Raw genomic sequence first — 19,565 nt, 5'->3', positions numbered from 1 at the left:
GGCCGGTCAGGCGACCGCCGGCGGCTGTTGCAGCACCAGCTCCCTCAGTACGTCCTCCATGGTCACCAGCCCGGCCAGCCGGCCGTCCGTACCGATGACCGCTGCCAGGTGCGTACCCGTGGCACGCATCGCCGTCAGTACGTCGTCCAGCGGTGTCGTGGCCCGTACGCGGGCGATCGGCCGCATCGCCGCGACCGGCACCGGCAGGTCGCGGGGCGTGATGCCGAGCGCGTCCTTCACATGGAGGTAGCCCAGGATGCGCCGCGCGCCGTCGACGACGGGGAAGCGCGAGAAGCCCGACTCGGCGGCCAGGTGCTCCAGCCCGTCGGGGGTGATGCCCAGCCGTGCCGCCACCACCTTCTCCACCGGGAGCACCACGTCCTGGACCGGGCGCCGGCCCAGTTCCAGCACGTCCCGCAGCCGCTCCTTGGCCCGGTCGTCCAGCAGCCCGGCGGCCTGCGAGTCCTCCACCATCTTCGCGAGCTGGTCGTCCGAGAACGTCGCCGCCACCTCGTCCTTGGCCTCCACCCGCAACAGTTTGAGCAGGGCGTTGGCGAACGCGTTGACCGCGAAGATCACCGGACGCAGCGCCCGCGCGACGGCGACCAGCGGCGGGCCCAGGAGCAGTGCGCTGCGCACCGGCTCGGCCAGCGCGACGTTCTTCGGCACCATCTCGCCGAAGAGCATGTGCAGATAGGTCGCCGCGGTCAGCGCGATGACGAAGGAGACGGGGTGGATCAGACCGTCCGGCATGCCGACCGCGTGGAAGACCGGCTCCAGCAGATGGGCGATGGCGGGCTCGGCGACCACACCGAGCACCAGGGTGCACAGCGTGATGCCCAGTTGTGCCGCCGCCAGCAGGGCGGAGACGTGCCGCAGCCCCCACAGGACGCTGCGCGCCCGGCGGTCGCCGTCCTCGGCGTACGGCTCGATCTGGCTGCGGCGCACCGAGATCAGCGCGAACTCGGCACACACGAAGAAGGCGTTGACGACCAGCGTGAGCAGGCCGATGAAGAGCTGTAGCGCGGTCATCGGGCCGCCTCCCCGCGGTAGCCGTCGTGATCGTCGCGGTGGTCACGGCTGCCGTGACCACCGGGGCCGTCATGGCTGTCGTGGTCGCCGTCGTGACCGGCCGCCGGCGCGTGCAGCAGTGCCCGCGCCGCGCGGCGGCCGGACGCGTCCACCACGTCCACGCGCCACCCGGCCACCTCCAGGCTGTCCCCGGCCGCCGGGATGCGGCCGAGTTCGGTGGCGATCAGGCCGGCCAGGGTCTCGTACGGGCCCTCGGGCACCTTGAGCCCGATCAGGGCGAGCTGATCCGTACGGATGGCGCCGTCCGCGTCGAAGAGCCGGCGGCCCTGCGCGTCCTCGCCCGCCGGCACCAGGTCGGGGGTCTCCATCGGGTCGTGCTCGTCGCGGACCTCGCCGACGACCTCCTCGACGATGTCCTCCAGCGTCACCACCCCGGCCGTGCCGCCGTACTCGTCGATGACCACGGCCATCGTGCGCCTGCCCGAGAGCCGGTCCAGCAGCCGGTCCACGGGCAGCGTCTCCGGTACGAGCAGCGGCTCGCGCAGCAGCTCGGAGACCGGGAAGCGGGGGCGCTGGGCCGCGGGTATCGCCAGGACGTCCTTGATGTGGGCGGTGCCGACGACGGTGTCCAGGGTGCCCCGGTAGACCGGGAAGCGGGACAGGCCGGTGGTCCGGGTCGCGGTGGCCACGTCCTCCGCCGTGGACTGCACGTCCAGGGCGGTGACCTGCACGCGCGGGGTCATGACGTTCTCGGCGGTCAGATCGGCCAGGCCGATCGTACGGACGAACAGCTCGGCGGTGTCCGGCTCCAGCGCACCCTCCTTGGCGGAGTGCCGGGCCAGGGCGACCAGTTCCCGCGGCCCCCGCGCCGAGGCCAGCTCCTCCGCGGGCTCCAGGCGCATCCGCCGCACCAGCCGGTTCGCGGTGTTGTTCAGGTGCCGGATGAACGGCTTGAAGGAGGCGCTGAACCCACGCTGGAAGGAGGCGACGCGCCGGGAGACGGCCGCCGGATCGGAGATCGCCCAGTTCTTGGGGATCAGCTCCCCGACCACCATCAGGACGACGGTCGACAGGGCCGTGCCGATGACCAGCGCCACCGAGTCGGCGGCGGACTCCGGCAGCCCGGCGGCACCCAGCGGACCGGCCAGCAGGGCCGTGATCGACGGCTTGGAGAGCATGCCGATGACCAGGTTGGTCACGGTGATGCCGAGCTGTGCGCCGGAGAGCTGGAAGGTCAGACCGCGTACGGCCTTCAGGGCGCTGTCCGCGCCCCGCTCGCCGCGCTCCACGGCGCGTTCGAGGTCGCCGCGTTCGACGGTCGTCAAGGAGAACTCGGCCGCGACGAAGACGCCGCAGGCCAGGGTCAGGAGGAGGGCCAGGGCCAGGAGGAGCAGCTCGGTCATCGGGTCACCTCCGTCCCATGGTCGGACAGGAACGAAAGGTCCGCGCTCTGTGTGGAGGACGGTCGACAACTGGGAGGCTCGCCCATGGCTGGACGCTCACTCCTTTCATAGGGAAACAGGAACGTCCATCGTAAATGACCGGCAAAGTGGTCAGGGTGTGCGTGGGTCCGGGCGTACGGCCGGCCGGTCCGAGCAGCGCCGGCCGTCGAAGCCGGCTGTGACCGTTGGAGCCGAGGAGCCGAGAGGCTGACGAGTCGAGAAATCGACGGTGGTCTTCCGGTTCGGTCAGGGGCGGACCTCTGGCGAAATCGAAGTCAAGAGCGATAACATCCCCGCGATGACGACTCCTTCTGACAACAGATTGGGGGCCCCGTCCACGCAAGGTGAGTGCTGATGCCCACTCACCACGCGAAGGGGAATCCCCGCCTTTCCTTCTGGCCGCGCGTGCGAGAGTTCGCCGTGCCGCCGTCCATGATCGAGACTGCGACCGCCCGTCGTCACGCCGGTGACTGGGCGGGGGCGTGCGCCGCCGCAGGTATCGACGTCGATCTCCACCTCCGCTCCGTGGCGCATGCCTACGGCCGACAGTTCGCGGCCCGACTCCGGGCCGATCTGCGCCACTTGGCGCCCGATCTGCTGCGCTGGCACCTGCCGAGGATCGCTCCCGACGGGCTGCTGCGCCCCGGCCTGACCATCGCCCTGGCGCGGTACGACCCCCAGGGGCGTGACGGCGCACGTCCGGTGCACCTCGTGGTCCGGACCCCGCCCGCCTGGGCGGACGCCGGCCAGCGGATCAGCCTCGCACTGTGGGACGGATCCCGCCCGGACGCCGGTGCCGGCCGGCATCCGCACCCCCGGCCCCACCGGCGGTTCCGCCTCGATCTGCACCGCCACCTGTGGGACGCGCGCAGAACCGATGAGCTGCGGACCAGATCCGGGGCCGATCGGCTGCCCGCCGACGGCCCTTCCGCACCGGACTCGGAGCCGCCTCGTACAGAGCTGCTGGGCACGGAGCTGCTGGGTGCGGTGCCGTACGGATACCGCTGTGCAGTCGACCGGTGGGCGGCGGAGGCGGGGATCGTGCTCCGCGCCGAAGGGCGGCCCGCCGGTCCCGTCACCGTACGGCTGGGGGCCCGGCACCGGCTGATCCTGGACCCGGCCGCGGACGGTGACAGGGAGGGGGCGGCCGGGCCCGTCCCGCGGATCGCGGCGGCGCCCACGGGCGGCAGTGTCTCCGCGCTGCCCGTCCTGCCCGACGCGGCGACCTGGGTGCCACCCGACCTGGAGCTGATCCGCGCCGGTGCGATCGAGGCCGGCCGGCTGCATCCGCTGGTCGCCGCGGCCCTGGTGCCGGACCGTACGGCCGCCGGTCCGCCCCGGCCCGCGGAGCGGCCGGGGCAACGACCGCGCCTGGTGGAGTGCCGGGGAGCCCGGCACCGGATCGGCCTGGTCGACGGCGTACTGGTCCCGCTGGACCACGATCCGGCCGAGATCCGGCGGGAGGAGCTGCTGGCCGCCCTGTCGGGCACCCCGCTTCCCTGCCTTCAGGTGATCGACGAGGTGCACCGTCGTCCGGACTGTCTCACCGGCGTCCGCGAACGCCTGGCCCACGGCGACACCGCCGGCGCGCTGGCCGTCGTCGAGAGCCTGCTGGGCCCGGGGGCGACGCTGCGCACCGGCGCGCTGCGGGACGCTCTGGAGACGGCCGCGCGGCGGCGGATCACGTACGGGCTCTACCGATCGGGTCTGACCGGAACCGGTCCCGGTGGGCCCGGCTCCCGACCCGAATCCGGATCCGGCGAGCCCGGCCCTGATCCCCGGCCCGGCCGCCCGGACCGTCGCCGTCCTCCTGACTGCCGCGCACACCCGCGTCACGCGACATCCCGCTGACCCGGCCTGACCTGGCCTGATCTGGCCCGGCCCGGTCCGGCCCGGTCGGGTCCGAGCTGACCGGCCCGGCCCGACCGGCTCGGCGACCTCCGTCACCGTCCCCGGACCCACACCCTTCGGCTCGGCGCCAACCGCCCGTCAACCGACCACCAACTCCCGTCAACCCATAGGTGATCACGCGTGCCTTCACACACCCCGTTCGCTGCCACCGACGCCCCCTGCGATCCGTCCGGCGCCTCCCAGCTCGATGTCGCCGGTGAGCTGCTGACCCTGCTGCGCGAAGCGACCACCGAGCCGCGCGCCGACACCCAACTGGAGGCCCTGACCCTGGCCGTGGCCGCCGACCTGCCCGTCCTCCTGTGGGGCGAGCCGGGGATCGGCAAGACCGCGGCCCTGACCCAGCTCGCCGCGGCCCTGGACCTCCCGCTGACCACGGTGATCGCCAGCGTGCACGAGCCGTCCGACTTCTCGGGCCTGCCCGTCGTCGGGGACGATCCCGCGGTGCACGGTGTCCCGATGGCCCCGCCGGACTGGGCCGTGCGCCTGGTGCGGACCGGCCGCGGGCTGCTGTTCCTGGACGAGCTGTCCACCGCGCCGCCGGCCGTCCAGGCCGCCCTGCTCCGCCTCGTCCTGGAGCGGCGGATCGGCACCCTCCAACTGCCGCCCGGCGTACGGATCGTGGCCGCCGCCAACCCGCGGGGCTCGGCCGCAGACGGCTGGGAGCTGAGCCCGCCGCTGGCCAACCGGTTCGTCCATCTTCAGTGGACACACGACCACGAGGTGGTGGTGCGCGGCCTCGGCGGGACCTGGCCACGGGCCACGCTGCCCCGGCTCGCCCCGGAGACGCTGCCGCAGGCCGTGCGCTTCGCCCGCCGTGCGGTGTGCGGGCTGCTGACCGCCCGCCCCGGGCTCGTACACCGGTTGCCCGGCAGCGAAGCCCGGCGGGGCGGCCCCTGGCCCTCGCCCCGGAGCTGGGAGATGACCCTGCGTCTGATCGCTTTCGCGACCGCGGCCGGCTCGTCCCGCGACGTACTGTCCCTGCTGGTCCGAGGAACCGTGGGGACGGTCCCGGGCTGGAGCTGCTGGCGAGCCTGGACCGGATGGACCTCCCGGACCCCGAGGTGCTGCTCGCCGATCCGGCCGGTGCCGACCTGCCCGAGCGGGGGGACCTGCGGCAGGCCGTGCTCGACGGTGTGGTGGAGGCGGTCCGCAAACGCCCGGAGAAGGCCCGCTGGGACGCGGCGTGGGCGCTCCTGGTCCGGGCGGTACGGACCGGAGCGCCGGACCTGGTGGTCGTCCCCGCGACCACCCTGGCCGCACTGCGTCAGCAGGACTGGGACGTCCCGGCATCGATCGAGCAGCTCGCCGGAGTGGTGTCCCTCTCGCGCCGGGCCGACCGCGCGGCGGCGGCCCGGACCGCGGTCACCGCGAAGGCCGGCCGATGAACCCGCAAACACGAGGCACGCCGGGGACGCCGGGGACGCCGGACGCGAGGGGAACACTGGACCTCGACAAGCTCTTCGCTGCCCGCCTGCACGCGGCCCGGGTGCGGCCCTACTTGGCGACGGCGCTGTTCGCCCTGCACACCGTCGCCTCGCGGCGGGTACCGACGATGGCCGTCGACCGGCACTGGCGGGTCTATGTCTCACCGGCGTTCGTGGACCGGACGCCGGTGGAGGAACTGGCCGGCGTATGGGTGCACGAGGTTTCGCACCTGCTGCGCGACCACCACGGACGCAGTGACCGGGTCGCGCGCGAGCGCGGGCTGACCGGCCGGGCGGAACGGCTGCGGATGAACATCGCCGCGGACTGCGAGATCAACGACGACGTGTTCGGTGACGGGCTGGTCCGGCCGGAAGGCGCCGTGGAACCGGCCGCTCTGCGGCTGCCCGAGGGCGAGCTCATGGAGGAGTACCTGCGCCGGTTCGCACTGGGGCCCTACATCCGTCACCTGGCCTGGCTGGACTGCGGCAGTGGCGCCGACGGACTGGAACGGGAGTGGGACCTGGGGCCGGACGGCGCGCACGGCCTCAGCGCACAGGAGCGGGACGCGGTCCGCTTCCGGGTGGCGCAGGGCATCACCGGACGCCCGGGGGATGCCCCGGAAGGGTGGCGGCGGTGGGCGCAGGAGGTGTTCCATCCGCCGCAGCCGTGGCGGGAGTTGCTGGGGGCGGCCGTCCGCTCGGCGGCCTCGGCCCCCGGCGTGGGCGAGGACTACACCTACGGCAGGCCCTCGCGGCGCTCGGCCGGGGTGCCCGGCGTCGTCCTGCCGAGCCTGCGGCGCAGGCCGCCCCGGGTCTCGGTGATCATCGACACGTCCGGCTCGGTCAGTGACACCGAACTGGGCAGCGCGCTCCTGGAGGTCGCCGCGATCTCCCGCGCCGTGGGCGGCCGTCGTGACCTGGTATCCGTGCTGTCGTGCGACGCGGCGGCCCGTACGGTGCACCCGCTGTGCCGTGCCGAGGGCATACCACTGGTGGGCGGCGGGGGTACGGATCTGCGTACGGGCTTCGCCAGGGCACTGCGGGCGCGGCCCCGGCCGGATGTCGTCGTGGCCCTGACCGACGGGCAGACACCCTGGCCGGACACGCGCCCCCCGTGCCGTACGGTGGTGGGCCTGTTCCCCCGGCAGCAGGCAGCCGGCTCGTGGGACGAGGACGATCCCGACTACGCGCCGGACTCGCCGCCCGCCTGGGCACGAGTGGTGGATATCGGGTCCGCTCCCGCCGTCCGGTAAGCCCCGGCGTCCGCCGAGTTCCGTCCGCCGAGTCCCGTCCGTCCGGTGAGCCCCGGTGGCCCCGTCGCCCGGCTCCCCTTCCGCTCCGCCCGCCTCAACTCCCCTTCAGTTCCTCGATGACCGGTGCGAACGCCTCCATGAACGAGTCGAGCACGGTGATGTAGGAGAAGCCGAACCGCTCGCGGCGCTCGCGCAGTTGCTCCGCCATCTGGGCCGGTGTTCCCATGAGGAGCGTCGGTACGTCCAGGGCCTGTTCCTCGTCCAGTCCGATGCCGTACGCGGCGATCTCCCGCGCCTTGGCCCGGCGGTCGTCGGTGACCAGGACCCGCTGGATGAGGATGTTGCGTTCGGCCGGCTCCTTGCGGGCGGCGGCGGCCTCCTCGTACGTGGTGAGTGAGGCGGCGAGGTGCTCGGAGGGGAGCATGGTCAGTGTGCCCTCCGGCTGGTCCGGGGCCTGCCGGGCACCGGTGAAGGCCGCGATGTCGGCGTGCCGGGCGGTCAGCCGCAGCATGCGCGGGCCGTTGCCGCCGATCAGCAGCGGCGGGCGGGGGCGCTGGACGGGCGCGGGCAGGTGCTCCGGGTCGCCGAGCAGCCGGTCCAGTTCCTCGATCGTACGGATGAGGTGGTCCACGCGCTGCTTGGGGGTGCCCCAGGGCAGGGCGGCCCGTTCGTGCTCGGCGCGTACGTAGCCGGTGCCCAGGCCCAGTTCGAACCGGCCGCCCGTCAGCGAGTCGACGGTCGCGACCTCCCGGGCCAGCAGCGCCGGGTTCCAGAAGCCGGTGTTCAGGACGAACGTGCCCACGCGCGGGCGCTCGGTGGCCTCCGCCGCCGCGACCAGCGCGGGGAAGGGCGCGGGCATGCCCAGGTGGTCCGGGGCGAGCAGGACGTCGTAGCCCAGGCCCTCGGCCCGGCGGCATTTGTCCCGCCACTCCCGACCCGACTCGATGGTGAGCATGTTGACGCCGAAACGGAACGGGCGTGTCACCGGTCCCCCTTGAACTTGAGGTGAGCGAGCGCGGGGAGCGCCGCGATGGCCGCAGTGTAGCGATGGTTCGATGAAAAGCGAACCTCGCGTTCGCCGGCCGGTGGTGACGAGCCGCCGGCCGGCCGTTCATTCATGGGCGATGGCGGTGAGGATGTTCAGGCGGGAGGCGCGCAGCGCCGGCAGCAGGGCCGCCAGCAGGCCCACCGCCGCCGATCCCAGGATCACCACGACCACCGTCGGCCAGGGGATCGCGAACACCGTCAGCCCCTCCAGCGCCAGCACCCGGTGCGTGGCCGCCCCCCACACCAGCCCCAGGGCCAGTCCCAGCAGCGCCCCGAACACCGCGATCACCACCGACTCCAGCCGGACCATCCGCCGCAACTGCTTCCTGGACAGGCCGACGGCCCGCAGCAGCCCGATCTCCCGCGTGCGCTCGACCACCGAGAGTGTCAGGGTGTTGACGACGCCCAGCACCGCGATGACGATCGCCAGCCCCAGCAGGCCGTACAGCAGGTTGAGCAGGACCTGGATCTGGCCGCTGATCAGCTTCTTGTACCCGGCCCGGTCGCGGACCTGGAGCTGCGGGAAGGGCTTGAGCCGCCGTTCCAGCGCGGACCCCAGGTGCTTGACGTCGGCGCCGGGCGCGGCGTCCACGTACACCACCGAGTCCTGGCCGCGCGGCAGATACCGCTCCAGCGTGGCCATCCCCATGAAGACCCCGCCGCGCGCACCGGCACCCGCGCCGGAATTCCTCGTCAGCGCCCCCACCGTCAGATCGACCGGCTGCCCGGTGGAGAGCACCCCGCGCAGCGGGCCGCCCACCTTCAGCCCGTGCTCCTTCGCGAAACGTGCGTCCACACCGGCCCGGCCGGGCGCCAGCGCCGCGGCCGTGTTCCCCGACGCGTAGTCCACCTTGGCCACGGAGTCCAGAGCGGGGTCGAAGGCCCCGCCCACCGTCCTGGTCCTGGTGCCGTCCGGCAGCCTCAGCTCCAGGGCCACCAGCCGCTGCCGTACGACCGTGCCGGCCCCCTGCGTCGAGCGGACCCGCTCGGTGACCTCCTGGGGGAAGGGCAGGAACGACGGATTCTGTACGACGAAGTCCGCGCCCAGCGTGCGGTCGATCTGCCGGTCGACGGAGGCGGCGGAGGACGCCCCGGCCACCGACAGCCCGGCCACCAGCGCCAGCCCCACCATCAGGGCGGTCGCCGTGGCACCCGTACGCCGGGGGTTGCGCAGCGCGTTGCGCCCGCTCATCCGGCCGACCGTGCCGAACCACGGTACGAGGACCCGCCCCAGCACCCGGATCACCGGACGGACCAGGACCGGCCCGGTGACCACCGCCGCGACCAGCGTCAGCAGCACCCCGAGCGCCAGCAGCGACCCGGCCGCCCCCGTCTTCCCGCTCACCGCGCAGCCCACCAGAGCCGCCGCCCCGGCGGCCCCGGTCAGCAGCCCCGTCACGGCCCGGACCCGCAGCGGCCGGCCGGCTCCGGCGATCTCCGCGTCGGCGAGCGCCGCCATCGGTGAGACCCGCCCGCGCGCAGCGCCGGCAGCAGCGCGGCGACGAAGGTCACCCCCACCCCCACCGCGTACGCGGCCACCGGCGTCGGCCAGTTCAGCACCAGCTCCGAGGCGTCGAGCTTCAGGCTGAGCAGACGCATCACGTAGATCAGCCCGACGGCGAGCCCCAGGCCCGCCGCCAGCCCCACCGTCGACCCGAACAGCCCCAGCAACAGCGCCTCGGTCAGCACCGACCGCCGGACCTGGCGCCGGTCCGCGCCCAGCGCGCGCAGCAGCCCCAGCTCCCGGGTGCGCTGGGCGATGAGCATCGAGAAGGTGTTGACGATCAGGAAGATCCCGACCAGGACGGCGACCCCCGCGAAGCCCACCATCACGTACTTCAGGACCTTCAGGAAGCCGCCCAGCTCCTCGGCCTGCGTCTTGCGCTGCTCGGCGCGGGTGCGTACCTCGTACGCCTTGGAGTTGCCGAGTGCGTCGGTGATCCGCTTCTTGAGCACCGTGTCGGACACGCCGGGCGCGGCGTCCACGGACAGCGAGGTCGCCGCGTCCGGCCGGCCCAGCAGCGCGCGCTGGGCCGTCCCGGTCTCCAGGAACACCAGTGTGGCGCCCGGGTTGGTGGTGGTGAAGGCCGCGATGCCCACGACGCGTGCGGACAGGCTGCCCGGGGGCGCGATGATCCGCAGCCGGTCACCGAGCCGATGCCCTTGGCATCGGCGGTGTCCCGGTCGATCATCGCCTCGCCGGGGCGCGCGGCGGCCGGCCCCCGGTGACCTCCACGGCGTGGTGCTCACCGGAGTACCAGTTGGTGGCGATGGTCGGCGCGCCCTGCGCCGCCCCCAGGGCCCGGCCGCGCGCGTCGGCGACGGTGACCTGCTGCACCTGGACCTCGGTGTGCGCCGACGCCACCCCCTGGACCGCGGCCACCTTGCCGCGCAGCGCGGCCGGCACGGTCGGCGTCGGCCCGCCGCCCACGCCGCCGGCCGCCTCGAACTCCTGCCGGGGCGTCACCTGCACGTCCGAGGCGGTGGAGGCGAAGAGCCGGTCGAAAGTGGCGCTCGCGGTGTCGGAGAAGATCAGGCTGCCGACGACGAACGCGACCGAGAGCACCACCGCCAGCGCGGACAGCAGCATCCTGCCCTTGTGGGCGAGGAAGGAACGCAGCGTGGCACGCAGCACGGCGATCAGCTCCGCCCGGTGTCGTGCCCGGGCGGCCGGTCCGTGGCCCGCGGCCCCGGCGGCTGGGCGGATTTCCGGCCGTCGGGCCCGGTGCGCCGCGTTCGCGTGGCGTCCCGCTCCGGCTCGCGGGACGCCGGCGCGCCCTGGGCGAAGATCTGCATCCGCTCCAGCACCGCATCGGCGCTGGGCTGCGGCATCTCGTCCACGATCCGCCCGTCCGCCAGATAGAGCACCAGATCGGAGTGGGCCGCGGCGCCCGGGTCGTGGGTCACCATCACCACCGTCTGGTCCAGCTCGTCCACCGCCTCCCGCAGGACGTGCAGCACCTCCAGGCCCGAGCGGGAGTCCAGGTTGCCGGTCGGCTCGTCCGCGAAGATCAACTCGGGTCGTGAGGCCAGCGCCCGGGCACACGCCACCCGCTGCTGCTGCCCTCCGGAAAGCTGTGCGGGACGGTGCCCGAGCCGGTCGCCGAGCCCGAGCGTGTCGATGACCTGCTGGAGCCACCGGCGGTCCGGTTTGCGGCCGGCGATGTCCATGGGCAGGGTGATGTTCTCCTCGGCCGTCAGCGTCGGCAGGAGGTTGAAGGACTGGAACATGAAGCCCACCCGGTCCCGGCGCAGCCGCGTCAGCTCGCGGTCGTCCAGACCGGTGATCTCCTGTTCGCCCAGCCACACCCGCCCCGCGGAGACCGTGTCCAGCCCGGCCAGGCAGTGCATCAGCGTCGACTTCCCCGACCCCGAGGGGCCCATCACGGCCGTGAAACGCCCGCGCGCGATCGCCACGTCCACGCCGTCCAGCGCCACGACCCGGGTCTCACCCATTCCGTACGTCTTGGTCAGCGCCAGGGCCCGGGCCGCTGCCGCCTCGCCCGCCGCCGTACCGCTCGCCGCCCCCCGCAGGTGTGGACACCGGCCTCTCGCCTCCCCGTACCGGCCGGGCCGGCCACTTCCCGGCCCAGCCAACTCCCGTCCTGCGGACCGAGGTTACGGGCGGTGCGGCGGCCGTGCATCCCCCTGGGGGAGTGGCGGGCGGCGGACTTCTCGTCCTCGGGGAGGACCGTGGCGGGTACGGCGCGGGGGAGCGCGAACCGGTGGCGCACCGGGCCGGGAAGGCGCGCGCCGTCGCGCGACGGCGTACGGAGCGGCGGCTTGCGGCGGCCCCGGCCCGGGCGGCTTCCGCGGCCGGACCGGCGGTGGCCGCCCGCTGCCCCGGCAGGGCGCCCCGGTCCGGCACTCGCTCGGGTCTTCGGGAAGCCCAGCATCCGAGTGAACTGTCGGGGGACGTGTAGGCAGGTGTCGCCGTCGCGGAATAACTGGAAACGGATCAGCGCGTCACCGGGCGTGGATGTGTGTGATGGGAGAGCTTTGATGACCGCTTCGGAGACCGTGTGGACGTGCCCGTTCCGGCATACCGAAAGCCTGGAGTTCGATCCGCTGCTCGCCCGCTTGCGTGACGAGGAGCCCATCGCGCGCATCCGCATGCCCCACGGCCAGGGCGACGCCTGGCTGGTGACACGGTACGAGGACGTGCGGACCGTCACGGCGGACCGCAGATTCAGCCGGGCCGCGCTGATCGGACAGGACTTCCCCCGGCTGACACCGGACCCGATCGCCCAGTCCGAGTCGATCAACCTGATGGACCCGCCCGGACACAGCAGGCTGCGCCGCCTGGTGGCCAAGGCGTTCACCAACCGCCAGGTCGAACAACTGCGCCCCAAAACCGTACAGTTCGTCGACGCCCTGCTGGACGAAATGGCCGAGCAGGGGCCGCCGCGGACGTGTCCGCGCACCTGGCCGCCCGGCTGCCGCTGACCACGATCTGCGAGCTGCTGGCCGTGCCCGAACCCGACCGGCCGCAGTTGCGGCGCTGGGCGATGGCCATGATGTCCACCGGCACCGGGGACCGGGCGGCGGCGGCCGAGGGCAAGGCGGGCCTGCGCGCCTACTTCGGCGACCTGACCGCGCGGCGCCGCCGGGACCCGGGACAGGACCTGCTGAGCGCGCTGGCCGTGGCCCGCGAGGGGGAGGAGTTCCTCGACGAGCGGGAAGTCGCCGTCATGGGCATGCTGCTGCTGGTCACCGGGCACGACACCAGCACGTATGAGATCAGCAACATCATCTACACCCTGCTGACCCATCCCGAACAGCTCGCTCTGCTGCGGGAGCGGCCCGAGATCCTGCCCGGGGCCATCGAGGAACTGCTTCGCTTCATCCCGTTCCGCCAGGGCGTGGGCATTCCGCGGGTGGCCCTGGAGGACGTGGACTTCGGTGACGTCACCGTGCGCGCCGGCGAGACCGTACACGTCTCCTACCTCACCGCCAACCGCGACGAACAGGTCTACGACCGTCCGGACGAACTGGACCTCACCCGTGGTACCGCCTCCTCCCATATGACCTTCGGACACGGCACCCACCACTGCATCGGTGCCCACCTGGCCCGCATGGAACTCCAGGTCGCCATCGGCACCCTGCTCACCCGCTTCCCCGGGCTGCGGCTTGCCGTTCCGGCGGAAGAGGTCCGGTGGAACACCAGCTCCATCTGGCGCTTCCCGCTCGCGCTGCCCGTCCGCTGGTGACCGGCGTGCCCGTCCGTCAGACCAAGGAGGCCGTCATGGCAACACTGTGCAGGCCGGCGGTGGCCGTCCCCGAGCACGTCATCACGATGGAACAGACCCTGGATCTGGCGCGTGAACTGCACGGCGGGCACCCGCAACTGGATCTCGTCCTCCGGCTGATCGGAAACACCGGCGTCCGCACCCGCCATCTGATTCAGCCGATCGAGGAGACCTTGGCGCATCCGGGTTTCACCGCGCGCAACGCGCTCTACGAAACCCAGGCCAAGGCCAGGGTGCCGACGGTCGTCCGGCAGGCACTGCACCACGCCGAACTGACCGTGCGCGACATCGACATGATCGTGTACGTGTCGTGCACCGGCTTCATGATGCCCTCGCTGACCGCCTGGCTGATCAACTCCATGGGCTTCCGCCCCGAGACCAGGCAACTGCCCATCGCCCAGCTCGGCTGTGCGGCCGGCGGCGCGGCGATCAACCGCGCCCATGATTTCTGCACCGCCTACCCGCGGGCGAACGTACTGATCGTCTCCTGCGAGTTCTGCTCCCTGTGCTACCAGCCGACCGACCTGGGCGTGGGATCGCTGCTCTCCAACGGCCTCTTCGGGGACGCCGTCGCCGCGGCCGTGGTGCGCGGTGACGGGGGCACCGGGGTACGGCTGGCCTGCAACGGCTCCCACCTGGTGCCCAACACCGAGGACTGGATCTCCTACGGGGTACGGGACACCGGCTTCCACTTCCTCCTGGACAAGCGGGTGCCCGGCACGATGGCCATGCTCGCCCCGGCGATGTGCGCCATGGCCGAACCGTTCGGATGGGACGCCTCCGGCCTGGACTTCTACATCGTCCACGCCGGCGGACCGCGCATCCTGGACGACCTGGGCCAGTTCCTGGACCTGCCCTCCGAAATGTTCCGCTACAGCAGGGCCACCCTGACCGAACGCGGCAACATCGCCAGCGCCGTCATCTTCGACGCGCTGGACCGCCTCTTCGCGGAGGGCGGCGCGGTGGACTCCGCCCGCGGGATCATCGCCGGGTTCGGGCCGGGCATCACCGCCGAGATCGCCCTGGGAACGTGGGCCGGGGCGCAGGAGGCGGAGGGGGAGGGCGAGCAGGCCGTACGGCAGTCGGCCATGCAGGCTGCTTGAGGGGGCGGCACGGGCGTGGTGAGGTGCGGGCGGGGGCGCGGTGAGGTCCGCGTGCCGAAGCCGTACGACGCGCCGGTACGGACGCCCGGTGCGCCCGGCCCCGGCCTCGCCCCACCCCGACCCCCGCTCTCGCGCTACGCGCCCTGGACGGCCGGTTCCCGGTGTGCGGAGACCAGCCGGGACACCTCTGCGCTGCCGTCCAGGCGGGGGTCCAGCCAGCCCGGCGCGGCCGTACGGAAGATGTCCGGCGGCAGCGTGCCCGCCCCCTCCGGCACCACGCCCAGCAGCGGGGCCTGCGCCACCTCGTGCAGCTCTTCGAGGTTGCAGCGGCAGGCCAGGTCCGGTTCGGCCGGCCAGCTCCCGATGACGACGCCGGGGCTGGTCAGTCCGTACGAGCGCAGGGCCAGCGCGGTGAGCGCGACCGCGTTGAGCGTTCCCAGCCCGGCCGAGGCCACCACCAGCAGCGGCGCGCCGACCAGCCGTGCGGCATCGGCCAGCGTCCGGCCCTGCTCGTCGAACCGTACGAGCAGCCCGCCCGCGCCCTCGACCAGCACCAGGTCGTGCGAGGCCGCGAGCCGCGCGGTGGCCTCGGCGATCTGCGCCGGACCCACCGCCGGACGCCCGGCCCGGCGCGCGGCCGTCGCCGGCGCCAGCGGCTCGGGGAACCGGGCCGTCTCCGCGACGGTGACCGGCCCGGCGAGCCGTGCCACCTCCGCCGCGTCACCGCGCTCGCCGGGGCCGATGCCGGTCTGCGCGGCCTTGAGGACCGCGACCGTCCGGCCGCGGGCCAGCGCCGCGGCGGCCACCGCGGCCGTCGTGACGGTCTTCCCGATCTCCGTACCCGTCCCCGTCACGAACAGCACCGGCATGTTCTCTCCCGTCCGTCCCGCCTGACCCGCGTGTCTTGTCTGCCCCGCCCGTCCCGACCGCCTCATCTGTTCCGTCTGTGGCTCCGGCAATTGTTCACTCCTCCATATCTCTGCGGGCCGCCGACGCGCGGTGGTGCGCACCGTCGTGACCAATGAGTCGCGGCGTCCTTAAGAAACCCGTGCCACGGCGCACATCGCGGCGCAGATCCGGGCCAGTTCCCCGTCGTCGGTGATGTACGGCGGCATCGTGTAGACCAGGTCACGGAACGGGCGCAGCCATACGCCCTCCCGCACCGCCGCCCGGGTCGCCGCCGCCATGTCCACCTCGTGGTCGAGCTGGATCACGCCGATCGCGCCGAGGACGCGCACCGCCCGTACGCCGTCCAGCGCGGCGGCCTCCGCCAGGCCCGTCCGCAGTCCGGCCTCGACACGTTTGATCTGAGTGCGCCAGTCCTGCGACAGCAGCAGGTCGACCGAGGCGCCCGCGACCGCGGCGGCCAGCGGATTGGCCATGAAGGTCGGGCCGTGCGCCAGCACCGGCACCTCGCCCCGCGAGATGCCCCGCGCCAGCGCCGAGGTGCACAACGTGGCGGCCATTGTGAGATAGCCGCCGGTCAGCGCCTTGCCGACGCACATGACGTCCGGGGTGACCCCCGCGTGGTCGGCGGCGAACAGCTCGCCCGTACGGCCGAAGCCGGTCGCGATCTCGTCGAAGACGAGCAGCACGCCGTACTCGTCACACGCCTGCCGCAGTGCCCGCAGATAGGCGGGGGAGTGGAAGGCCATCCCGCCCGCGTTCTGCACCACGGGCTCCACGATCACCGCCGCCAGCTCCTCGGCGTGGCGGGCGATCAGCTCCCGCAGATGCGCCACGTACGCAGGGTCGGGCGCGGCGTCGAAACCGGCGGGCGGCGCGTCGGCGAAGACCTGCTGCGGCAGGACGCCCTGCCACACCGTGTGCATGCCGCCGTCCGGGTCGCAGACGGACATCGGCTGCCAGGTGTCACCGTGGTAGCCGCCGCGCCAGGTCAGCAGCCGCTGTTTGGCGGGCTTCCCCACCGAGCGCCAGTACTGGAGGCACATCTTGACGGCGACCTCGACCGAGACCGAGCCGGAGTCGGAGAGGAAGACGTGCTCCAGGCCCTCGGGGTGATCTCCACCAGGCGGGTGGCGAGCCGTACGGCGGGCTCGTGGGTGAGCCCGCCGAACATCACATGGCTCATCCGGTCCAGTTGGGCGCGGGCGGCCTCGTTGAGTACGGGGTGGTTGTAGCCGTGGATCGCCGACCACCACGACGCCATGCCGTCCAGCAGCTCCGTACGGCCGTGCACCGGCTCGGCCAGCCGCAGCCGGGTCCCGGACGCGGACGCCACCAGCAGGGGCTCGACGCGGCCGGGCATCGGGCCGTACGGGTGCCAGACGTGCCGGCGGTCCAGGTCCAGCAGTTCACGAGGGGTCAGGGGCGGCCGGCCCGTCGGCGGTTGGGGTGCGGCGGTGGGCTCAGGCATTGGGCGGCAGCTCCGTACCCGCGCCGCGGCGGCGGACGGTGACCAGCTTCGTGCGCGCCTCTTCGGAGGGGACCGAGCGGGGGACGGGGGCGGTCGCGGTGTCCTCGCCGTCGCCGGTTCGCGTCCCGGCTCCCTGGGCGCCACTGCCGCACGGGGGGCAACTCTGTTCGCCCCCGTGGTCACCACAGCCCCCGTGGTCCTCGCCGTCCCCTCGGCCGCCGCCGCAGCCGCCCGCCGCCCGCGCGTCCGCCCGGTGCGGGGGCAGCGTCGTGGTGCCCCTACCCTCCACCTCGAAGCCCGCGTCGGCGATCATCGCCAGGTCGTCCTGCCCGGCCTGGCCCTCACTGGTCAGGTAGTCGCCGAGGAAGATGGAGTTGGCCAGGTGCAGGGCGAGCGGCTGCAGCGTGCGCAGGTGCACCTCACGCCCGCCGGCCAGCCGTACCTCGATGTCCGGGCAGACGAACCGCACCATCGCCAGGATGCGCAGCGCGCGCTGCGGCGTCAGATTCCACTCCTTGGCCAGCGGCGTGCCCTCGAAGGGGATCAGGAAGTTGACCGGTACGGAGTCCACGTCCAGCTCGCGCAGCGCGAAGACCACGTCCACCAGGTCCGCGTCGCTCTCGCCCATGCCCGCGATCAGACCGGAGCAGGAGGACAGCCCCGACGCCTGCGCCTGCCGCACCGTCTGGACGCGGTCCTCGAAGGTGTGGGTGGTGGCGATGTCGCCGTACGTCGCCTCGGAGGTGTTCAGGTTGTGGTTGTAGGCGTGGACGCCCGCCGCGCGCAGCTTGTGCGCCTGGCCGTCCGAGAGCAGACCGAGGCAGGCACAGATCTCGACGTCCTGGTTCTCCTCCTTGATGGCCGCGATGGTCTGCGAGACCCGGTCCACGTCGCGGTCGGTGGGGCCGCGCCCGCTGGCGACCAGGCACACGCGCTTGGCGCCGCCGGCCACTCCCGCGGCAGCCGCCTTCGACGCCTCCTCGGGCTTGAGCCAGGTGTACTTCAAGATCCCGGTCTTCGAGCCGAGCCGCTGCGAGCAGTACGAGCAGTCCTCGGGGCACAGGCCCGACTTGAGGTTGACCAGGTAGTTGAGCTTCACCCGCCGTCCGAACCACCGGCGGCGCACCTTTCCGGCCGCGGCCACGACCTCCAGCAGATCGTCGTCGGAGGTCGAGAGCACGGCGAGCGCCTCTTCGCGGGTCGGCGGTACGCGCCGCAGCCCCTTGTCCACAAGCGTGTTCAGCAGGTCCATGGCGGTGATCCTGTCCTACCTCGATACCGGTGACCAATGGAGGAACCCCACAACACCGCTGACAGGGGGTGTGTGTATCGCCACACCGTATGACTGCGTAACGACCGCTAACGTCTATCGACAGCCAACAAACGACAAGGATGCCGATGCCGCAGCGACCTGTCCCGCCGACGCCCCGGAACGCGCCCTTCGCCGCCGTGGAACCGGCCCTGTCCCCGGACGCGTCGGCCCCGGACGCGTCGGCCCCGGAATCGTCGCCCCCGGGTCCGGACGCGGCCTTCGGCTGGATCGACGAGGCGCGTGAGCAGCGCCGCCGCGCCGGACTGCTGCGGACCCTGCGCCCACGCCCCGTCAACTCCCCGCTGCTGGACCTGGCGGGCAACGACTACCTGGGGCTGTGCCGGCACCCGGAGGTGATCCGCGGCGCCGCACAGGCCGCCCACCGCTGGGGCGCGGGCGCGACCGGTTCCCGGCTGGTCACCGGCAGCACCGAACTCCACGCCCGGCTGGAGAGTGAACTCGCCGCGTTCTGCGGCTTCGAGGCCGCCCTCGTCCTGTCCTGCGGCTACACCGCCAATCTGGCCGCCGTCACCGCCCTGACCGGCCCGGGCACGCTGATCGTCTCCGACGCGGGCAATCACGCCTCCCTCATCGACGGCTGCCGGCTCTCGCGCGCCCGCACCGCCGTCGTCCCGCACGCCGACCCGGACGCGGTGCGCAAGTCGCTGGACGGGCACACCGGCCGGGCCCTGGCCGTCACCGACTCCGTCTTCTCCGTCGACGGTGACGCTGCGCCGCTGCCGGAGCTGGCGGCGGCCTGCCGGACGCATGGCGCGGCGCTGCTCGTGGACGACGCCCACGGCCTGGGGGTCCTGGGGGACGGCGGCCGGGGCGCGCCGTACACCGCCGGACTGGCCGGGGACGCGGACGTGGTGGCCACCGTCACCCTGTCCAAGTCCCTGGGGAGCCAGGGCGGTGCCGTGCTCGGCCCGGCCCGGGTGATCGAGCACCTGGTCAACACGGCGCGTACGTTCATCTTCGACACCGGGCTGGCACCCGCCGCGGCGGGCGCCGCCCTGGCCGCGCTGCGGCTGCTGCGCCGGGAACCGTGGCGCGCCGCCCGGGCCCGGACGGTCGCCCGCGAGCTGCACCGGCGGCTGTCCGCCGCGGGGCTCGGCGCGGTCCGTCCGGACGCCGCCGTGATCTCCGTACGGGCCCCCTCGCCCGAGCAGGCGGTGCGCTGGGCCGCCGACTGCCGCGAGGCCGGACTGGCGGTCGGCTGCTTCCGGCCGCCGTCCGTACCGGACGGGATCTCCCGGCTGCGGCTCACCGCCCGTGCCGATCTCTCGGACCGCCGGATCGAGGAAGCGGTCGGCACGATCGTACGGACCGCGCCGACCGCCGCCTGGGACAGGCGGCTGACCATCTGAATCACGCAGCCGGCCGCGGGGATCTCAGGGATGGGGAGGCCATGG

At 73.3% G+C, this 19,565-nt stretch carries 10 protein-coding genes and 4 pseudogenes; 6 read left to right on the top strand and 8 right to left on the bottom strand.

Translation table 11 applies throughout. The features are described from left to right. Positions 1–6: 6 nt before the first annotated feature. Both KGS77_RS01920 and KGS77_RS01915 read right to left on the bottom strand, forming a co-directional pair. Complete coding sequence (locus KGS77_RS01920) at positions 7–1,032, bottom strand: hemolysin family protein (RefSeq protein WP_242578378.1); 1,026 nt, start codon at positions 1,030–1,032, stop codon at positions 7–9. After that, on the bottom strand, positions 1,029–2,435 hold the full coding sequence (locus KGS77_RS01915; protein ID WP_242578377.1) for a hemolysin family protein: 1,407 nt from the start codon (positions 2,433–2,435) through the stop codon (positions 1,029–1,031). Before KGS77_RS01915 ends, KGS77_RS01920 begins: the two co-directional genes overlap by 4 nt. A 393-nt stretch (positions 2,436–2,828) precedes the next feature. Here KGS77_RS01915 and KGS77_RS01910 point away from each other — a divergent pair, with 393 nt between their 5' ends. From KGS77_RS01910 to KGS77_RS01900, 3 genes and pseudogenes are all read left to right on the top strand, one after another. After that, the gene (locus tag KGS77_RS01910) at positions 2,829–4,325 is read left to right on the top strand and encodes a hypothetical protein (protein WP_242578376.1); all 1,497 of its coding nucleotides are present in this window, start codon (positions 2,829–2,831) and stop codon (positions 4,323–4,325) included. Positions 4,326–4,505: 180 nt separating this feature from the next. After that, positions 4,506–5,770: pseudogene (locus tag KGS77_RS01905) on the top strand (AAA family ATPase). Continuing rightward, positions 5,767–7,062, top strand: coding sequence for a VWA-like domain-containing protein (locus KGS77_RS01900; RefSeq protein WP_242578375.1), 1,296 nt, complete (start codon positions 5,767–5,769; stop codon positions 7,060–7,062). The pseudogene KGS77_RS01905 and the gene KGS77_RS01900 overlap by 4 nt, the downstream one beginning before the upstream one ends. Positions 7,063–7,156: 94 nt before the next feature. On the opposite strand, the gene KGS77_RS01895 is transcribed toward KGS77_RS01900, so the two are convergent. The 3 genes and pseudogenes from KGS77_RS01895 to KGS77_RS01885 all read right to left on the bottom strand — a co-directional run bounded on the left by KGS77_RS01895 (position 7,157) and on the right by KGS77_RS01885 (position 11,565). Further along, complete coding sequence (locus KGS77_RS01895; protein ID WP_242578374.1) at positions 7,157–8,047, bottom strand: LLM class F420-dependent oxidoreductase; 891 nt, start codon at positions 8,045–8,047, stop codon at positions 7,157–7,159. Positions 8,048–8,173: 126 nt separating this feature from the next. After that, positions 8,174–10,744: pseudogene (locus tag KGS77_RS01890) on the bottom strand (ABC transporter permease). A 5-nt stretch (positions 10,745–10,749) separates the two neighbouring features. Further along, positions 10,750–11,565 (bottom strand): ABC transporter ATP-binding protein, encoded by an 816-nt coding sequence (locus KGS77_RS01885; RefSeq protein ID WP_242578373.1) that lies wholly within the window; start codon positions 11,563–11,565, stop codon positions 10,750–10,752. A 546-nt stretch (positions 11,566–12,111) separates the two neighbouring features. Here KGS77_RS01885 and KGS77_RS01880 point away from each other — a divergent pair. Both KGS77_RS01880 and KGS77_RS01875 read left to right on the top strand, forming a co-directional pair. Continuing rightward, a pseudogene (locus tag KGS77_RS01880) lies at positions 12,112–13,319 on the top strand (cytochrome P450). Positions 13,320–13,354: 35 nt separating this feature from the next. Next, complete coding sequence (locus KGS77_RS01875; RefSeq protein WP_242578372.1) at positions 13,355–14,461, top strand: type III polyketide synthase; 1,107 nt, start codon at positions 13,355–13,357, stop codon at positions 14,459–14,461. 134 nt (positions 14,462–14,595) lie between these two features. On the opposite strand, the gene bioD is transcribed toward KGS77_RS01875, so the two are convergent. The 3 genes and pseudogenes from bioD to bioB form a co-directional block, all read right to left on the bottom strand. Continuing rightward, positions 14,596–15,330 carry a dethiobiotin synthase gene (gene bioD, locus KGS77_RS01870; protein WP_242578371.1) on the bottom strand — a complete coding sequence of 245 codons (735 nt, stop codon included), beginning with the start codon at positions 15,328–15,330 and terminating at the stop codon, positions 14,596–14,598. A 168-nt stretch (positions 15,331–15,498) separates the two neighbouring features. Next, positions 15,499–16,838: pseudogene (locus tag KGS77_RS01865) on the bottom strand (adenosylmethionine--8-amino-7-oxononanoate transaminase). Beyond that, a complete protein-coding gene (gene bioB / locus KGS77_RS01860) occupies positions 16,831–18,090 on the bottom strand; it encodes a biotin synthase BioB (RefSeq protein WP_242578370.1) in 1,260 nt (419 codons plus the stop codon). The pseudogene KGS77_RS01865 and the gene bioB overlap by 8 nt, the downstream one beginning before the upstream one ends. Positions 18,091–18,236: 146 nt before the next feature. On the opposite strand from bioB, the gene KGS77_RS01855 reads away from it, so the two are divergent. After that, a complete protein-coding gene (locus KGS77_RS01855) occupies positions 18,237–19,520 on the top strand; it encodes an 8-amino-7-oxononanoate synthase (protein ID WP_242578369.1) in 1,284 nt (427 codons plus the stop codon). Positions 19,521–19,565: the final 45 nt, after the last annotated feature.

The sequence above is a fragment of the Streptomyces sp. MST-110588 genome (assembly GCF_022695595.1).
Lineage (GTDB): Bacteria > Actinomycetota > Actinomycetes > Streptomycetales > Streptomycetaceae > Streptomyces.
The sequence above is the reverse complement of the archived record's forward strand: the minus strand, read 5'-3'. Positions and strand labels throughout refer to the sequence as shown.

Bases quoted from the DNA above. Each gene is read 5' to 3' on its own strand.
- KGS77_RS01915 (WP_242578377.1), bottom strand. From the start codon at position 2,435: ATGACCGAGCTGCTCCTCCTGGCCCTGGCCCTCCTCCTGACCCTGGCC.
- KGS77_RS01885 (WP_242578373.1), bottom strand. From the start codon at position 11,565: ATGGGTGAGACCCGGGTCGTGGCGCTGGACGGCGTGGACGTGGCGATC.
- bioB (WP_242578370.1), bottom strand. From the start codon at position 18,090: ATGGACCTGCTGAACACGCTTGTGGACAAGGGGCTGCGGCGCGTACCG.
- KGS77_RS01900 (WP_242578375.1), top strand. From the start codon at position 5,767: ATGAACCCGCAAACACGAGGCACGCCGGGGACGCCGGGGACGCCGGAC.
- KGS77_RS01910 (WP_242578376.1), top strand. From the start codon at position 2,829: ATGCCCACTCACCACGCGAAGGGGAATCCCCGCCTTTCCTTCTGGCCG.
- bioD (WP_242578371.1), bottom strand. From the start codon at position 15,330: ATGCCGGTGCTGTTCGTGACGGGGACGGGTACGGAGATCGGGAAGACC.
- KGS77_RS01920 (WP_242578378.1), bottom strand. From the start codon at position 1,032: ATGACCGCGCTACAGCTCTTCATCGGCCTGCTCACGCTGGTCGTCAAC.
- KGS77_RS01875 (WP_242578372.1), top strand. From the start codon at position 13,355: ATGGCAACACTGTGCAGGCCGGCGGTGGCCGTCCCCGAGCACGTCATC.
- KGS77_RS01855 (WP_242578369.1), top strand. From the start codon at position 18,237: ATGCCGCAGCGACCTGTCCCGCCGACGCCCCGGAACGCGCCCTTCGCC.